Genomic DNA, 14150 nt, shown 5'->3' with positions numbered 1-14150 from the left:
ACCGCCTCGGACAGGCGTGACCACTCGTCGTCGCGCAGCGCCCCGGTGCGCAGGTGGCCCTGGTCGATGCGGCCGAGCGAGCCCACCACACGCAGCGCGAGCTGGGCCGCGCCCATCTCCATCGAGAAGATCACCACCGGCAGGCCCTCATGAACGGCGACGTGCTCGCCGATGTTCAGCGCGAAGGCCGTCTTGCCCATGGAGGGGCGCGCCGCCAGGATGATGAGATCGCCCGGTTGCAGGCCCGAGGTCATGCGGTCGAGGTCGAAGAAGCCCGTGCGCACCCCGGTGACGTCCTCGGCCCCGTTCTCGGCGAGCTCCTGCACGCGGTCGAGCAGTTGCACGACCAGGGACTCCATCGAGTGGAAGCCCTGTTTGCCGCGATTGCCCTCCTCCCCGATCTGGAAGATGCGCCCCTCGGCCTCGTCGAGGATCTGCGACACCGGGCGGCCCTGCGGATTGAAGGCGGCTGTGGCGATCTCGTCGCTGGCCGAGACGAGCTTGCGCAGGATGGCGCGCTCGCGCACGATCTCGGCATAGCGGCGCAGGTTGGCCGCACTGGGCACGCTTTGCGCCAGCGCATTGAGGTAGGTCAGGCCGCCGCACTCCTCGGCCTTGCCCAGGCTTTGCAACTGCTCGAAAACGGTGATGACGTCGGCCGGCTTGCTGGCGTTGATCAGGTGGCCGATGGCCGCGTAGATGAGGCGATGTTCGTGGCGGTAGAAGTCGCTCTCGGTAAGCAGGTCGCCGGCACGGTCCCAGGCCCCATTGTCGAGCAGCAGCCCGCCCAGCACGCTCTGCTCGGCTTCGATGGAATGGGGTGGGATGCGCAGGCGCGCCACCTCGTCTTCCTGGCGACGGGGGGTCTCGGGAAAGGGGGGACCGGAGACGATGGCGGACATAAGTCGGGAAGGTTAAGCCGAGCCCAGCCGCGGGGCAAGGAACAAGTCTGTGGATATCTCGGGGACAGGCTGTGCCTTTTGCAGGACAAGCTGTGCGGAAAACGAAAAGGCCGGTGCGGGGCACCGGCCTGCGCGCGGAAGGCTTGCGGGGTCAGGCGGTTTCGCCGACCACCGAGACGACCACGTCCACGACCACATCGGTGTGCAGGCCCACGGTGACCGGATGCTCGCCCACGGTCTTGATCGGGCCGTTGGGCAGACGGATTTGGGACTTGTGCACTTCGAAACCCATCTTGCCCAGGGCTTCGGCGATGTCGATGTTGGTGACCGAGCCGAACAGGCGGCCATCCACACCGGCCTTCTGGGTGACCGGCACGGTCTTGCCGTTGATCTTCTCGCCCAGGGCCTGGGCAGCAGCGAGCTTTTCGGCAGCGGCCCTCTCGAGTTCGGCGCGCTTGGCCTCGAACTCCTTGATCGCCGCGTCGGTGGCGCGGCGGGCCGCCCCGGTGGGGATCAGGAAGTTGCGAGCGTAGCCGTCCTTGACCTTGACCACGTCGCCGAGGTTGCCCAGGTTGGCGACTTTCTCCAGCAGGATGATTTGCATGTCTCGACTCCTCAGACCTTGTGCTGATCGGTGTACGGCAGCAGGGCCAGGAAACGGGCACGCTTGATGGCCGTCGTGAGCTGACGCTGATAGATGGCACGGGTGCCGGTCAGGCGGGCCGGCGTGATCTTGCCGTTCTCACCGATGAAATCGCGCAGGGTGTCGACGTCCTTGTAGTCGATCTCCTCGACGCCGGCGACGGTGAAGCGGCAGAAACGCTTGCGCTTGAAGAGCAGCGACTGCTGGTTGCGCTTGGACTTGCGATCCTTCGAAAACTTGCTACGAGGCGGGGGCATGATGACCTCTCCTATCTGATCTATCCGAATTCAAACGATGCACTGGGGCAAGCTGGTGATGTGCAGCACCACACCGCGGCCGTTACGCTGGGAAGCGAGGAAGCCGGCAAAGCGATGGGCACTGCCCATCTCGACGCGGCTCAACTGCTCCGCCAGGGTCCCGATCACCACCGCCTTGAGGTCCATGCGGACCTTGCGCGGGGCTCCGGCTTCCGTCACCGTCGACTCGTGCGACAGCAGCAAGTCGAGGGCGGGGAGTCCGGCCGGGGTGTAACGCAGAGCGCTTCGCTCGGTCACCCGGGCCTCCAGAACCACCTGGTTCATGCGGGGTGGCCAGCAGCGCGCGGTGGCACGTCACTTAGGCAGCCGCCTCCTGGTGCGACTTGCGGGCTTCTTCCTTCTCGACCGCCTTCATCATGATGGACGGGGCCGTCTCGGCCTTGCTCTTCTGAACGGTGAGGTGGCGCAGCACGGCGTCGTTGAAGCGGAAGCCCGTCTCCAGCTCGGCCAGGGTTTCCTTGCTGCACTCGATGTTCAGGCACAGATAGTGGGCCTTGGCGAGCTTCTGGATCATGTAGGCCAGTTGGCGGCGGCCCCAGTCCTCGACGCGGTGGACCTTGCCACCAGCAGCGGTGACCATGCCCTTGTAGCGCTCGAGCATGGCATTGACCTGCTCGCTTTGATCCGGATGGATCAACAGGACGATTTCATAGTGACGCATTGACACTCCTTGTGGATTCCCATCGGGATGGGTGGGTAAGCCGCCCCGGGCGTCAAGGCGGGCTCCGAAGAGCCCACCCACAGGTGCGGCAAGGAAGAAAGCGGAAGATTGTAGCCGAAAAAGCGAAAAGGCCCCGCTTCGCAGCGGGGCCGCGGCGGGAGCCACCGAGCGGCTCCCGTGCCGACGATCGCAGGCAATCAGGCCGACTTCAGGTTCGGATAGCGCACGTGCTCGACGAGTTCCTGCACTTCCTTCTTGGGGGCCGGCGTGATCAGGCTGACCAGGATGATGACCGCAAAGCCTACCGGCACACCGAACAGGCCGGCCGAGATGGGCTGGATGTCCCACCACAACTGTACCGGCGAGGTCACGCCGAAGACGCTGCGCAGCCAGGGCTGCGTGGTGGCCATGTAGTAGAAGGTCAGGCCCAGGCCGGCGATCATGCCGCACACAGCTCCGATGCTCGACGCACGCTTCCAGAAGATCCCGAGCACGAGGGCCGGGAAGAAGGCCGCTGCCGCGAACGAGAAGGCCGCCGACACCAGGAAGAGGATGTCCGCCGGCTTCTGGGACGCGACGTAGGCCGCCAGCAGCGCCACGATCAGCAGCAGGACCTTCGAGATCATCACCCGGCGCGAGGTCGGCGCGTTGGGGTCGATCATCTTGTAGTACAGGTCGTGCGACAGCGCGTTGGCGATGGTCAGCAGCAGGCCGTCAGCAGTCGACAGCGCCGCAGCCAGGCCACCGGCGGCCACCATGCCGGAGATCACGTACGGCAGGCCCGCAATGGCCGGAGTGGCCAGCACGATGATGTCTCCGCCGATGCGCATCTCGCCGAGCTGGAAGATGCCGTCGCCGTTGATATCCTGCACCGTCAGCAGCGCCGGATCGACCCGGTTCCAAGCCGCGATCCATCCTGGGAGCTGATCGAACGGCGTACCCACCAGCACCGTCATCACCTCGTACTTCACCAGCACGGCCAGGGCCGGTGCGGTGAAGTACAGCAGGAAGATGAAGAACAGCGACCAGAACACCGACTCGCGCGCCTCCTTCACCGAGGGCGTGGTGTAGTAGCGCATCAGGATGTGCGGCAGCGCTGCCGTGCCCACCATCAGGCAGAAGATCAGCGCCAGGAAGTTGCGCCTGGAGGTGTCGAACGCCTTCTTGGCCGCTTCATCGCCATTGGGATCGCCGGCGAAGATCTGCGCATGGGCGGGCATGCCGGCCAGCGGTTTGGCGCGCGCCTCGTTGGCGGCCTTGGCCGCCGCATAGGCCTTGCGGGCATCGGCCTCAGTGGCCGGCAAGGCCGCCAGCGCCTTCTCGGCCGCCTGGATTTCGGCCAGCGGGGCGTTGCGAGCCTTCAGGTCGGCGATCTTCTGCTCAGCCGCCGCCTTGTCGGCCGCCATGGCCGCGGGCACGTCCTTGAGCTTGGCCTCGGCCTCGGCTGCGCGCTTCTTGAAGATCTCGATGACTTCGAGTTCCTTCGGATCGCTGCGCAGCTCCTTCTCTTTGGCCGTCACCTTCTCGAGCTGGGACCCGTAGATGACCTGCGGAATGGGCACGCCGGTCTGCTTGACCGACAGCCACACCACCGGGATCAGGTAGGCGATGATCAGGATGATGTACTGGGCCACCTGGGTCCAGGTCACCGCGCGCATGCCCCCCAGGAAGGAGCACACCAGGATGCCGCCCAGACCCACGAAGATGCCGATCTCGAAGGCCAGGCCCGACAGGCGCGACGTGATCAGGCCCACGCCATAGATCTGCGCCACCACGTAAGTGAACGAGCACAGGATCGCAGCCAGGATGCCGATCAGGCGGGCCAGGTTGCCGCCGTAGCGGGCGCCCAGGAAGTCCGGAATCGTGAACTGGCCGAACTTGCGCAGGTAAGGCGCAAGGAACAGCGCCACCAGGCAGTAGCCGCCCGTCCAGCCCATGATGAAGGCCAGACCGCCGTAGCCGGTCAGGTACAGCGTGCCGGCCATGCCGATGAACGACGCCGCCGACATCCAGTCGGCACCGGTGGCCATGCCGTTGTAGATGGCCGGCACACGTCGGCCAGCCACGTAGTACTCGGCCGCGTCGGTGGTGCGGCTCATGATGCCGATGCCGGCATACAGGGCCACGGTGGCGAGCAGGAAGATCAGGCCGATCCAGTTGGCCGGCAGGCCCATCTGCTCGAGCAGGCCCAGCACGAGGATGAAGATGATGAAGCCGCCGGTGTACCAGCCGTACACCTTGTTGAGCTGCTTCTTGAAGGCCGCGTTGGCGGCAGCGCCGGACGTGCCGGACGCAGGGGTGAATCCCGCCATGGTGTTACTCCTCCTCCGCGACGTCATGCTCCTGGTCCAGCCGGTTCATGTACCGGGCGTAGTACCAGATGATGGCCACATAGACGATGAGGGCGCCTTGCGCCCCCACCCAAAAGCTAAAGGGCCATCCGAAGAAATTGAAACTCAGGTCGCGGGCGAAATACCCGACGACGAACGTGACGAAGAACCAGATCCCCAGCAGGATGCTGGTGATTCTTAAGTTCTTGCGCCAGTACTCTTCGTGCTTGCGCGTCAACTGCATGGCAGTGGTCTCCTCGTTGCTGCGCCCCGGGGCCCTCCCCGATGGCGCGAAACGACAGCCTCCCGCCCGTCTCCGAAGGCGGGCTTGCAGCCTAGGCTGTCCCCCTGGCGCGGACCCGGCCTGCCGGGTTCCGCACCGCCGCCGTCACACGGCCAAGCCGGTTTCGCGCTCGAGCTGAGCGGCGACCTTGGGCTCGAAGCCCTTGAGGTGGCGGATGATCCGCCGCGCCTCTTCGGGCTCGTGACGATCCACATGCACCCGTGCGAGCTGGTACCAGCCGTACGGACTCATGGGCTGCAATTCGGTGTTGCGTTTGAGGGCCTCGATGGCCTCATCGAAGCGGCGCGCTCTGATCAGCACGAGGCCCAGCCCGTACCAGGCGCGATCCAGCCGAGGGTCCAGTGCCAGGGCGCGCCGGAAGGCCTGCTCGGCCTGGGCGTGCTCGCCCGCTGCTTCCAGCAAGTAGCCGTAGTTGAACCACGAGGCGGCCGCGTGATCGGGGTGCGTGTCCAGCAACTGGCGATAGTCGGCCAGCGCCGCTTCGGGCTGGCCCAGTTGGGCCCGCAAATGGGCTCGGCTGGCCAGGGCATAGGCATCGCCGGGGTGGCGTGCCAGCATCTCGTCGAACACGGCCAGGGCCGCGGCGTGCCGCCCGACCAGGATCATGGCCTGGGCGCGCCAGCGCAGCCAGCGGTAGGTGAAAGACCGAGGGGCGTTGGCACTCATCGGCACAGGTGCACCCCAATCTCGATGCAGATGGCGATGCGCGCAACCGTAGAGGCGACATAGGCCATCAGGAGCAGCGCAAAAGTGGCCAGCGGGATGTGCCGGTCGAGCACGACACGCGGGGTGATGAGCCGGGTGAGACGGGTGAAGGGGCGGGTGAGGATGCCCAAGAGCTGGTAGAAGAGATTGCTGTCACGCCCCGCGCCGGCCAGCAGGCCGAGCACCCACTGACCCAACAGCGACAGCAGCGCGATGGCCGACACGGTCTGGACGATGGTGACGAACAGCAGCATGGCCTGTGGTGGGAGTCGATGATCCCATTCTTGGCCGGCGGCTTACGCATTTCTGACAACCGTGTCAGCCTGCTCGTAAGTCCGATCAGGGCTTACCCTGCCCCGTCCGGACCCCACGAAAAACGGCCCCGCGGGGGCCGTCCGGAGCTGCCGCGATGCGGCAGTGCATCAAGGATGAGGGTTCAGTCCCGCGCGGCCAGCAGCTTCCAGGTGTCGATCACGGTGTCGGGGTTCAGCGAGATCGAGACGATGCCCTCCTGCGCGAGCCACTGCGCGAAGTCGGGGTGATCGCTGGGACCCTGGCCGCAGATGCCGATGTACTTGCCGTGGGCACGGCAGGCCGCGATCGCCCGCGAGATCAGCGCCTTGACGGCCGGGTCACGCTCGTCGAAGTCGTGCGCCAGCAGCTCCAGGCCGGAGTCGCGGTCCAGGCCCAGCGTGAGCTGGGTCAGGTCGTTGGAGCCGATGGACATGCCATCAAAGTGTTCGAGGAACTGCTCAGCCAGGATGGCGTTGCTGGGGATCTCGCACATCATGATGACGCGCAGCCCGTCCTGGCCGCGCTTGAGGCCCCGCTCGGCCAGCATGGCGTTGACTTTCTCGGCCTGAGCCAAGGTGCGCACGAAAGGCACCATGATCTCGACGTTGGTCAGGCCCATGTCGTTGCGCACGCGCTTGAGGGCCTCGCACTCCATCGCAAAGGCTTCGCCGAAGGCTTCGCTTACGTAACGCGAAGCACCGCGGAAGCCGAGCATCGGGTTTTCTTCCTCGGGCTCGTAGCGCGAGCCGCCGATGAGCTTGCGGTACTCGTTGGACTTGAAGTCCGACAGCCGCACGATCACCGGCTTGGGCCAGAAGGCCGCGGCAATCGTGGCCACGCCTTCGGCGAGCTTGTCGACATAGAAGGCCCGCGGGCTGGCGTGACCGCGTGCAACCGATTCCACGGCCTTTTTCAGGTCCGGGTCGACATTGGGGTAGTCGAGGATGGCCTTGGGGTGCACGCCGATGTTGTTATTGATGATGAACTCCAGCCGTGCCAGCCCCACCCCGGCGTTGGGCATCTGGGCGAAGTCGAAGGCGAGTTGGGGGTTGCCCACGTTCATCATGATCTTGACCGGCGAATACGGCATCTCGCCACGCTCGACCTCGGTGACCTCGGTCTCCAGCAGGCCATCGTAGATGTAGCCGGTATCGCCTTCGGAGCAGGCCACAGTCACCAACGCACCGTCCTTGAGCGCCTCGGTGGCGTTGCCGCAGCCCACCACCGCCGGAATGCCCAGCTCGCGCGCGATGATGGCCGCGTGACAGGTGCGCCCACCGCGGTTGGTGACGATGGCGCTGGCGCGCTTCATCACCGGCTCCCAGTTCGGGTCGGTCATGTCGGTGACGAGCACATCGCCGGGCTGCACCTTGTCCATCTCGGCGATGGAGTGGACGATGCGCACCGGGCCGGTGCCGATCTTTTGGCCGATCGCGCGGCCCTCAGCCAGCACCGTGCTGTGACCCTTGAGCTTGTAGCGGTGCTCGACCTTGCCTTCGCCCTGGCTCTTCACCGTCTCGGGGCGGGCCTGCAGGATGTAGAGCTGGCCGTCCTGGCCGTCTTTGCCCCACTCGATGTCCATCGGACGGCCGTAATGCGCCTCGATGATGAGGGCGTAGCGCGCCAGTTCGACGACGTCGGCATCGGTCAGCGAATAGCGGTTGCGCTGCTCGGGGGCGGTGTCCACCGTCTTGACCAGCTTGCCGCTGGCCTGCTTCTCTGCCGGGGTGGTGAACTCCATCTTGATGAGCTTGGAGCCCAGGTTGCGGCGGATGATCGGGAACTTGCCGTTCTTCAGCGCAGGCTTGTGGACGTAGAACTCGTCCGGGTTGACGGCGCCCTGCACGACGGTCTCGCCCAGGCCGTAGCTGGAGGTGATGAAGACCACGTCGGGGAAGCCCGATTCGGTGTCGATCGTGAACATCACACCGGCGGCGCCCAGGTCGGAGCGCACCATGCGCTGCACGCCAGCCGACAGGGCCACGTCACTGTGGGCAAAGCCCTTGTGGACACGGTAGCTGATGGCACGGTCGTTGTAGAGCGAGGCGAAGACCTCCTTCATCTTGTGCAGCACCTCATCGATGCCCACCACGTTGAGGAAGGTTTCCTGCTGGCCGGCAAAGGAGGCATCAGGCAGGTCTTCGGCCGTGGCCGAGGAGCGCACGGCGAACGAGGCGCCCGGGTGATCCGCCGTCAGCTTGTCGAACTCGGCACGAATGGCCGCCTCCAGCGCCGGCGGAAAGGGCGTGTTCTGCACCCACGAGCGGATCTCGGCCCCGGCCTGGGCCAGAGCGCGCACGTCGTCGGTGTCCAAACCGGCCAGGCGCGCGTTGATGCGCTCGGCCAGCCCGCCGTGCTTCAGGAATTCGCGGAAGGCGTGCGCCGTGGTGGCAAAGCCACCGGGCACCCGCACCCCCGAGGCGGACAACTGGCTGATCATCTCGCCGAGGGAGGCGTTCTTGCCGCCCACCACCTCGACGTCGGTCATCCTCAGTTGTTCGAACGGCACGACCAGGGCGGTCGCCAAATGGGATGAAGACATGGGAAAGCTCCGTGATGTTGACAAACCGGTGCTCCCCTGCCGGCGCGCCTGAACGGATCAGGACAGGCCCCGCCCCGCCACTTTGTGGATTCTGGTTCGTGCGGTGGGGTGGACATGCAGGCGCGGGCAAGCGATATTGGCAGGGATTTTACGGCGCTTTGACCGCGCCTTTGCCTGCCCGACCCGCACTGCACATGTCCAACCGCACCGTTTTCTTCATCTCCGATGGCACCGGCATCACTGCCGAGACCTTCGGCAACTCCATCCTGAAGCAGTTCGCCCTGCAGCCGCGGCACGTGCGCCGCCCCTTCATCGACACCGAGGACAAGGCCCATCAGGTCGTGCGCGAGATCAACCACACAGCCGAGGTCGAGGGCAAACGGCCGATCGTCTTCACCACCTTGGTCAACGAGGAGGTGCTGGCCATTGTCAAGCAAGGCAGCCGGGCGCTGGTGCTGGACATGTTCTCGACCTTCGTCGAGCCGCTGGAGGCTGAATTGGGCATGAAGTCCAACCACCGCATCGGGCGGTTCTCGGACGTGGCGGCCAGCCAGCAGTACCACGATCGCATCGAGGCCATCAACTTCTCGCTGGCCCACGACGACGGTCAGTCGGCCCGCAACCTGGCCGAGGCCGACGTGATCCTGATCGGGGTGAGCCGCAGCGGCAAGACCCCGACCTCGCTGTACCTGGCCATGCAGCATGGCATCAAGGCGGCCAACTACCCCCTGATCCCGGAGGACTTCGAGCGGCGCACCCTGCCCTCCAGCCTGGCGCCTCACAAGAGCAAGTGCTTCGGCCTGACCATCGCCCCCGAGCGGCTGAGCGAGATCCGCAACGAACGCCGCCCGAACAGCAAGTACGCCAGCCTGGAGAACTGCCGCTACGAAGTGGCCGAGGCTGAAGCCATGATGCGCCGCGAAGGGATCGCCTGGCTGTCCTCGACGCACAAGTCCATCGAGGAGATCGCCACGACCATCCTGCGCGACATCCGCCCGGACCGGCTGGTGTACTGAGGTTCTGACACCGACGGCCGCTCAGCCCGCTCGCTGCCGCAGTGACTCGTACAGGCAGATCGACGCCGCCGCTGCCACGTTGAGCGACTCCTCCCCCCCCGGCTGGGGGATGCGCACCACAAGCTCGCAGCGCGAGGCCAGGGCCGGATCCATGCCCTGGCCCTCGTGGCCGAAAACCCAGGCCACCGGCGACGGGAGCCGGCAACGATGCAGCTCCAGGGCCGTGTGCGAGCTGGTGCCCACCAGGGGCACGCCCAGGGCATCCAGTGCCTGCTGAGCGGCCATCTCTACCAGGTGCAGCGCAAAATGCGCGCCCATGCCGGCGCGCAGCACCTTGGGCGACCACAGCGCCGCCGTGCCCTTCAAGGCCACCACCTGGCCCACGCCCAGGGCCGCGGCGCTGCGCAGGATGGCCCCCACGTTGCCGGCATCCTGCAGGCGGTCGAGCACCACGGTGTCGATCCCCACGCGGCCCTCGCCGGGCCCCGCCCACGGGATCAGGAAGCCGCAATCCGGCGGGGATTCGAGGGCACTGAGTTCGCGCATCAAACCCTCCGTCACCACGGCCACCCGCGCGGCCCCCTGGGCCAGCGCTCGGCGCTCGGGCCGGGCCCAGGCCGCCTCGGTGAACACCGCCTCGCCGCCGGTGCCGCCCCGGGCCCGCCAGGCCGCCCCGAGATGATCACCCTCCAGCCACACGCAGCCCAGCTTGCGATAGGCGCCGGGATCGCGCAACAGCTTGCGCACTTTCACGCACAGCGGGTTGTCGCGTGAATGCAGGGCCTCGACCTTCATGTACGCCCCACCAGGGCCTCGCGCACCGGCGCGAAACTGCGCCGATGCTCGGGACAGGGCCCATGTTCCCGCAGCGCCGCCAGATGCTCGGGCGTGGGGTAGCCCTTGTGCGTGGCAAAGCCATACTGCGGATGGGCCTCGTGCAACGCCTGGCATAGGCGGTCGCGGTACACCTTGGCCAGGATCGATGCCGCCGAGATGGCGGGCACTTTGGCGTCCCCCTTCACAACGGCCTCCGCCGGCACCTTCAACACCGGCAGCCGGTTGCCGTCAACCAGCACACGCGCCGGCTTGAGACGCAGGCCGTCCACCGCCCGGCGCATCGCCAGCATCGTGGCCTGCAGGATGTTCAGCTGGTCGATCTCCTCGGGCGAGGCCAGCGCGATGCAACAGCACAGGGCCTTGGCGCGGATCTCGTCGTACAGGCGCTCGCGCCGCGAGGCGGTGAGCTGCTTGGAGTCGGCCAGGCCAGCCACTGGCTGCAGGTCGTCCAGGATCACGGCGGCGGCCACCACCGGCCCGGCCAAGGGACCGCGACCGGCTTCGTCGACCCCGGCCACCAGGCCCGGGCCTTGCCAGCACAGCGCAAGCTGTTCAACGCCCAAGGACTTGTGCGATCGCATCGGTGGCGGCCTGCGCCGTGTGGCGACGCAGGAGATGGTGCAGTTCCACGAAACGCTGCTGCACACGCTCGCAGCGCGCCGGGTCGTCCAGCCAGGCCAGCGCCGCATCGGCCAGCGCCCGGGGCGTGGCCTGATCCTGGAGCAGCTCGGGCACGACGAAGTCGCGGCACAGGATGTTGGGCAGTCCCACCCAGGGCTGATAGCCCATGCGCTTCATGAGCTGCCAGCTCAGCCAGTGCATGCGGTAGGTGATGACCATGGGCCGCTTGAACAGCGCCGCCTCCAGCGTGGCCGTGCCGCTGGCGATGAGGGTCAGGTCGCAGGCGGCCAGCGCTTCGTGCGAACGGCCGTCGAGCACGCTCAGGGGCACGTCAGCCGCATGAACCGCCACCAGCGGGTCGATCATCTCGCGAAGGCCGGGGACCACTGGCAGCACGAAGCGCAGCTCCGGGCGCCGGCGATGCAAGAGTGCCGCCGCGGCCAGCAGGTGCGGGGCGATGTACTGGATCTCGCTGCGCCGGCTGCCCGGCAACAAGGCCACCACGGGCTGCGACGCCGCCAGACCCAGGGCCTGGCGAGCGGCCGCGCGAGGCACCTCCAGCGGGATGGTGTCGGCCAGTGGATGGCCCACATAGCTCGCCGCGATGCCATGGCGGGCCAGCAGCTCGGGCTCGAAGGGGAACAGACAGAGCACATGGTCCGCGGCCTTCGCGATCTTGGTCACGCGATGGCCTCGCCAGGCCCAGATCGAGGGGCAGACGAAATGCACGGTCTTCAGCCCCGCCTCGCGCAACCAGGTCTCCAGCCCCAGATTGAAATCCGGAGCGTCCACGCCGATGAAAACATTGGGCCGTTCGTCCAGCAGGCGCCGCGCGAGCTGCCGGCGGATGCCGGCAATCTCACGGTAGTGCCGCAGCACCTCGGCATAGCCCCGCACGGCCAGCTTGTGGTGCGGCCACCAGGCCTCAAAGCCCTGCTCGGCCATGCGCGGCCCGCCGATGCCCTGGGCTGTCAAGTCGGGCCAGCGCTGACGCAGGCCACCCATCAACAGCCCGGCCAGCAAATCTCCCGATGCCTCCCCCGCCACCAAGGCCAGACGGGGGGCTCTCTCAGCGTGCACCACCACGGTCAGCGCACGATGCCGCGCTCGGCGTTGGCCAGGAACTCCAGCATCAGGCGCACATCGGCCTGCGCATCCGCGGCCGTCGCCTCCAGCGCCGCGAGCTCGTCCTTGGCCTGGGCCAGCGTGAGCCCCTTGCGGTACAGCGTGCGGTGCATCTGCTTGACCACGGCGATGCGCTCGGGCGTGTAGCCCCGCCGACGCAGGCCTTCCTGGTTGATGCCCTGGGCTTCGGCAGGGTTGCCAGCCGCCGTCACGAAAGGCGGCAGGTCCTGCGACAAGCGAGTCTGGAACCCCGTCATTGCGTGCGCGCCCACGCGCACGAACTGGTGTACCCCCGACAAGCCACCGAGGAAGACCCAGTCCCCCAGGTGCACATGCCCGGCCAGTTGCACAGCATTGGCCAGGATGATGTGGCTGCCCAGCACGCAGTCGTGCGCCACATGCACATAGGCCATGATCCAGTTGTCGTCGCCGATGCGCGTCACGCCGGCGTCCTGCACCGTGCCGGTGTTGAAGGTGCAGAACTCGCGGATGGTGTTGCCATCGCCGATCACCAGTTGCGTGGGCTCGCCAGCGTACTTCTTGTCCTGCGGAGCCGCCCCCAGCGAGCAGAATTGGAAGATGCGGTTGTGGCGGCCGATCGTCGTCTGGCCGTCGATCACGCAATGGGCACCGATGCTGGTGCCTTCGCCGATGCGCACGCCTGGGCCGATCACCGCATACGGCCCCACGCTGACATCGGCCGCCAGCTCGGCTTTCGGGTCGACCAAGGCAGTGGGGTGAATCTGTGCCATGGCACCGCCTCTGCTCAGGCCTGCACCAGCCGCTGCGTGCACATGATCTCGGCCTCGACCGCGACCTCCTCGCCCACACGGGCCTGGCACTTGAACTTGTAGATGCCGGCACGCGCCCGATCGAGCGTCACATCCAGCAGCAATTGGTCCCCCGGCTCCACCGGCCGCTTGAAACGGGCGCCGTCGATGCCGACGAAGTAGTACACCGCGCGCGGATCGCGCTCCACCGACGCCGAGGTGAAGGCCAGCAAGGCCGAAGCCTGGGCCAGCGCCTCGAGCATCAGCACGCCGGGCATCACCGGACGGTTCGGGAAATGCCCCTGGAAGAAGGGCTCATTGGCACTGACGTTCTTCAATGCCAGGATGCGCTTGCCGGCCTCCACCTCCAGCACGCGATCCACCAGGAGGATGGGATAGCGGTGAGGCAGTTGCTTGAGGATCGAATGAATGTCCATCATGGTGTCGTTTTCTTTTCGAGGGCGCGCACGCGTTCGCGCAGCCGGTGGAGCTGGCGCAGCGTCGCGGCGTTCTTTTCCCAGGTGGCATTCTCGTCGATGGGAAACACGCCGCTGTAGAGCCCGGGCTGCAGCAGCGAGCGCGTCACCAGCGACATCGACGAGATGTGCACATGGTCGGCGATCGTCAGGTGGCCCAGGATGCCGGCACCGCCGCCCACCGTGCAGTGCCGGCCGATGCGTGCGCTGCCGGCCACCCCCACGCAGCCGGCCATTGCGGTGTGCGCCCCGATGTGCACGTTGTGGGCGATCTGCACCAGATTGTCCAGCTTGACCCCGTCCTCGATCACGGTGTCGTCCAGGGCGCCGCGGTCCACACAACTGTTGGCGCCGATCTCCACGTCGTTGCCGATGGACACTCCGCCGAGCTGCTCGATCTTCTCCCAGCGGCCTTCGTTCGGTGCGAAGCCGAAGCCGTCGGCACCGATCACGACGCCGCTATGCAACACGCAGCGCTCGCCCAGCCGGGTGCCCGGCATCAGCGTCACGCGCGGCGCCAACCGCGTGCCACGCCCGACCACGACGCCGGCGCCAACGAAACAGTGCGCGCCGATCACGACGCCGTCGCCGAGCACCGCCCCCTCCT

At 66.8% G+C, this 14150-nt stretch carries 17 protein-coding genes; 1 reads left to right on the top strand and 16 read right to left on the bottom strand.

Annotation, left to right across the window (positions count from 1 at the left end):
* The 10 genes from ACK42S_RS09650 to ppsA form a co-directional block, all read right to left on the bottom strand.
* Positions 1-902: DnaB-like helicase N-terminal domain-containing protein (locus ACK42S_RS09650; protein WP_409706261.1), on the bottom strand; the 902-nt coding region annotated here is incomplete at its 3' end.
* Positions 903-1053: 151 nt separating this feature from the next.
* The gene (gene rplI / locus ACK42S_RS09645) at positions 1054-1506 is read right to left on the bottom strand and encodes a 50S ribosomal protein L9 (RefSeq protein WP_409706259.1); all 453 of its coding nucleotides are present in this window, start codon (positions 1504-1506) and stop codon (positions 1054-1056) included.
* 11 nt (positions 1507-1517) lie between these two features.
* The gene (gene rpsR, locus ACK42S_RS09640; RefSeq protein ID WP_409657762.1) at positions 1518-1802 is read right to left on the bottom strand and encodes a 30S ribosomal protein S18; all 285 of its coding nucleotides are present in this window, start codon (positions 1800-1802) and stop codon (positions 1518-1520) included.
* Positions 1803-1832: 30 nt separating this feature from the next.
* Positions 1833-2126, bottom strand: a complete 294-nt coding sequence (priB, locus tag ACK42S_RS09635; RefSeq protein WP_409706256.1) for a primosomal replication protein N — start codon at positions 2124-2126, stop codon at positions 1833-1835.
* 34 nt (positions 2127-2160) lie between these two features.
* Positions 2161-2523 carry a 30S ribosomal protein S6 gene (rpsF, locus tag ACK42S_RS09630; RefSeq protein WP_409657756.1) on the bottom strand — a complete coding sequence of 121 codons (363 nt, stop codon included), beginning with the start codon at positions 2521-2523 and terminating at the stop codon, positions 2161-2163.
* A 197-nt stretch (positions 2524-2720) separates the two neighbouring features.
* The gene (locus ACK42S_RS09625) at positions 2721-4835 is read right to left on the bottom strand and encodes a sodium:solute symporter family protein (protein ID WP_409706253.1); all 2115 of its coding nucleotides are present in this window, start codon (positions 4833-4835) and stop codon (positions 2721-2723) included.
* A 4-nt stretch (positions 4836-4839) separates the two neighbouring features.
* Complete coding sequence (locus ACK42S_RS09620) at positions 4840-5097, bottom strand: DUF4212 domain-containing protein (RefSeq protein WP_409706249.1); 258 nt, start codon at positions 5095-5097, stop codon at positions 4840-4842.
* A gap of 144 nt (positions 5098-5241) precedes the next feature.
* The gene (locus tag ACK42S_RS09615; protein ID WP_409706246.1) at positions 5242-5823 is read right to left on the bottom strand and encodes a tetratricopeptide repeat protein; all 582 of its coding nucleotides are present in this window, start codon (positions 5821-5823) and stop codon (positions 5242-5244) included.
* Positions 5820-6116, bottom strand: coding sequence for a hypothetical protein (locus ACK42S_RS09610; protein ID WP_409706243.1), 297 nt, complete (start codon positions 6114-6116; stop codon positions 5820-5822). The genes ACK42S_RS09615 and ACK42S_RS09610 overlap by 4 nt, the downstream gene beginning before the upstream one ends.
* Before the next feature lie 182 nt (positions 6117-6298).
* Positions 6299-8698, bottom strand: coding sequence for a phosphoenolpyruvate synthase (gene ppsA, locus ACK42S_RS09605; protein WP_409706240.1), 2400 nt, complete (start codon positions 8696-8698; stop codon positions 6299-6301).
* A gap of 194 nt (positions 8699-8892) precedes the next feature.
* On the opposite strand from ppsA, the gene ACK42S_RS09600 reads away from it, so the two are divergent.
* Entirely contained in the window at positions 8893-9714 is an 822-nt protein-coding gene (locus tag ACK42S_RS09600) for a pyruvate, water dikinase regulatory protein (protein ID WP_409706236.1), read from the top strand.
* Positions 9715-9735: 21 nt separating this feature from the next.
* On the opposite strand, the gene ACK42S_RS09595 is transcribed toward ACK42S_RS09600, so the two are convergent.
* From ACK42S_RS09595 to lpxD, 6 genes are all read right to left on the bottom strand, one after another.
* Complete coding sequence (locus ACK42S_RS09595) at positions 9736-10509, bottom strand: TrmH family RNA methyltransferase (protein WP_409706233.1); 774 nt, start codon at positions 10507-10509, stop codon at positions 9736-9738.
* Positions 10506-11132, bottom strand: coding sequence for a ribonuclease HII (gene rnhB / locus ACK42S_RS09590; protein ID WP_409706230.1), 627 nt, complete (start codon positions 11130-11132; stop codon positions 10506-10508). Before rnhB ends, ACK42S_RS09595 begins: the two co-directional genes overlap by 4 nt.
* Positions 11104-12252, bottom strand: coding sequence for a lipid-A-disaccharide synthase (gene lpxB / locus ACK42S_RS09585; RefSeq protein ID WP_409706227.1), 1149 nt, complete (start codon positions 12250-12252; stop codon positions 11104-11106). Before lpxB ends, rnhB begins: the two co-directional genes overlap by 29 nt.
* 8 nt (positions 12253-12260) lie before the next feature.
* Positions 12261-13049: an acyl-ACP--UDP-N-acetylglucosamine O-acyltransferase gene (gene lpxA, locus ACK42S_RS09580; RefSeq protein WP_409706224.1), complete on the bottom strand. Its 789-nt coding sequence runs from the start codon at positions 13047-13049 to the stop codon at positions 12261-12263.
* A 14-nt stretch (positions 13050-13063) separates the two neighbouring features.
* Positions 13064-13507, bottom strand: a complete 444-nt coding sequence (gene fabZ / locus ACK42S_RS09575; protein WP_409706221.1) for a 3-hydroxyacyl-ACP dehydratase FabZ — start codon at positions 13505-13507, stop codon at positions 13064-13066.
* A partial coding sequence (gene lpxD, locus ACK42S_RS09570) for a UDP-3-O-(3-hydroxymyristoyl)glucosamine N-acyltransferase (RefSeq protein ID WP_409706218.1) occupies positions 13504-14150 on the bottom strand: 647 nt, incomplete at its 5' end. The genes fabZ and lpxD, both read right to left, overlap by 4 nt.

The sequence above is a fragment of the Caldimonas sp. genome (genome assembly GCF_046289365.1).
In the GTDB taxonomy this organism is placed as follows: domain Bacteria; phylum Pseudomonadota; class Gammaproteobacteria; order Burkholderiales; family Burkholderiaceae_C; genus Caldimonas.
The sequence above is the reverse complement of the archived record's forward strand: the minus strand, read 5'-3'. Positions and strand labels throughout refer to the sequence as shown.

What these genes read in the sequence shown, in the direction of transcription:
- rplI (WP_409706259.1), bottom strand. Translation starts at nt 1,506, where the DNA reads ATGCAAATCATCCTGCTGGAGAAAGTCGCCAACCTGGGCAACCTCGGC.
- rpsR (WP_409657762.1), bottom strand. Translation starts at nt 1,802, where the DNA reads ATGCCCCCGCCTCGTAGCAAGTTTTCGAAGGATCGCAAGTCCAAGCGC.
- priB (WP_409706256.1), bottom strand. Translation starts at nt 2,126, where the DNA reads ATGAACCAGGTGGTTCTGGAGGCCCGGGTGACCGAGCGAAGCGCTCTG.
- rpsF (WP_409657756.1), bottom strand. Translation starts at nt 2,523, where the DNA reads ATGCGTCACTATGAAATCGTCCTGTTGATCCATCCGGATCAAAGCGAG.
- ACK42S_RS09625 (WP_409706253.1), bottom strand. Translation starts at nt 4,835, where the DNA reads ATGGCGGGATTCACCCCTGCGTCCGGCACGTCCGGCGCTGCCGCCAAC.
- ACK42S_RS09620 (WP_409706249.1), bottom strand. Translation starts at nt 5,097, where the DNA reads ATGCAGTTGACGCGCAAGCACGAAGAGTACTGGCGCAAGAACTTAAGA.
- ACK42S_RS09615 (WP_409706246.1), bottom strand. Translation starts at nt 5,823, where the DNA reads ATGAGTGCCAACGCCCCTCGGTCTTTCACCTACCGCTGGCTGCGCTGG.
- ACK42S_RS09610 (WP_409706243.1), bottom strand. Translation starts at nt 6,116, where the DNA reads ATGCTGCTGTTCGTCACCATCGTCCAGACCGTGTCGGCCATCGCGCTG.
- ppsA (WP_409706240.1), bottom strand. Translation starts at nt 8,698, where the DNA reads ATGTCTTCATCCCATTTGGCGACCGCCCTGGTCGTGCCGTTCGAACAA.
- ACK42S_RS09600 (WP_409706236.1), top strand. Translation starts at nt 8,893, where the DNA reads ATGTCCAACCGCACCGTTTTCTTCATCTCCGATGGCACCGGCATCACT.
- ACK42S_RS09595 (WP_409706233.1), bottom strand. Translation starts at nt 10,509, where the DNA reads ATGAAGGTCGAGGCCCTGCATTCACGCGACAACCCGCTGTGCGTGAAA.
- rnhB (WP_409706230.1), bottom strand. Translation starts at nt 11,132, where the DNA reads ATGCGATCGCACAAGTCCTTGGGCGTTGAACAGCTTGCGCTGTGCTGG.
- lpxA (WP_409706224.1), bottom strand. Translation starts at nt 13,049, where the DNA reads ATGGCACAGATTCACCCCACTGCCTTGGTCGACCCGAAAGCCGAGCTG.
- fabZ (WP_409706221.1), bottom strand. Translation starts at nt 13,507, where the DNA reads ATGATGGACATTCATTCGATCCTCAAGCAACTGCCTCACCGCTATCCC.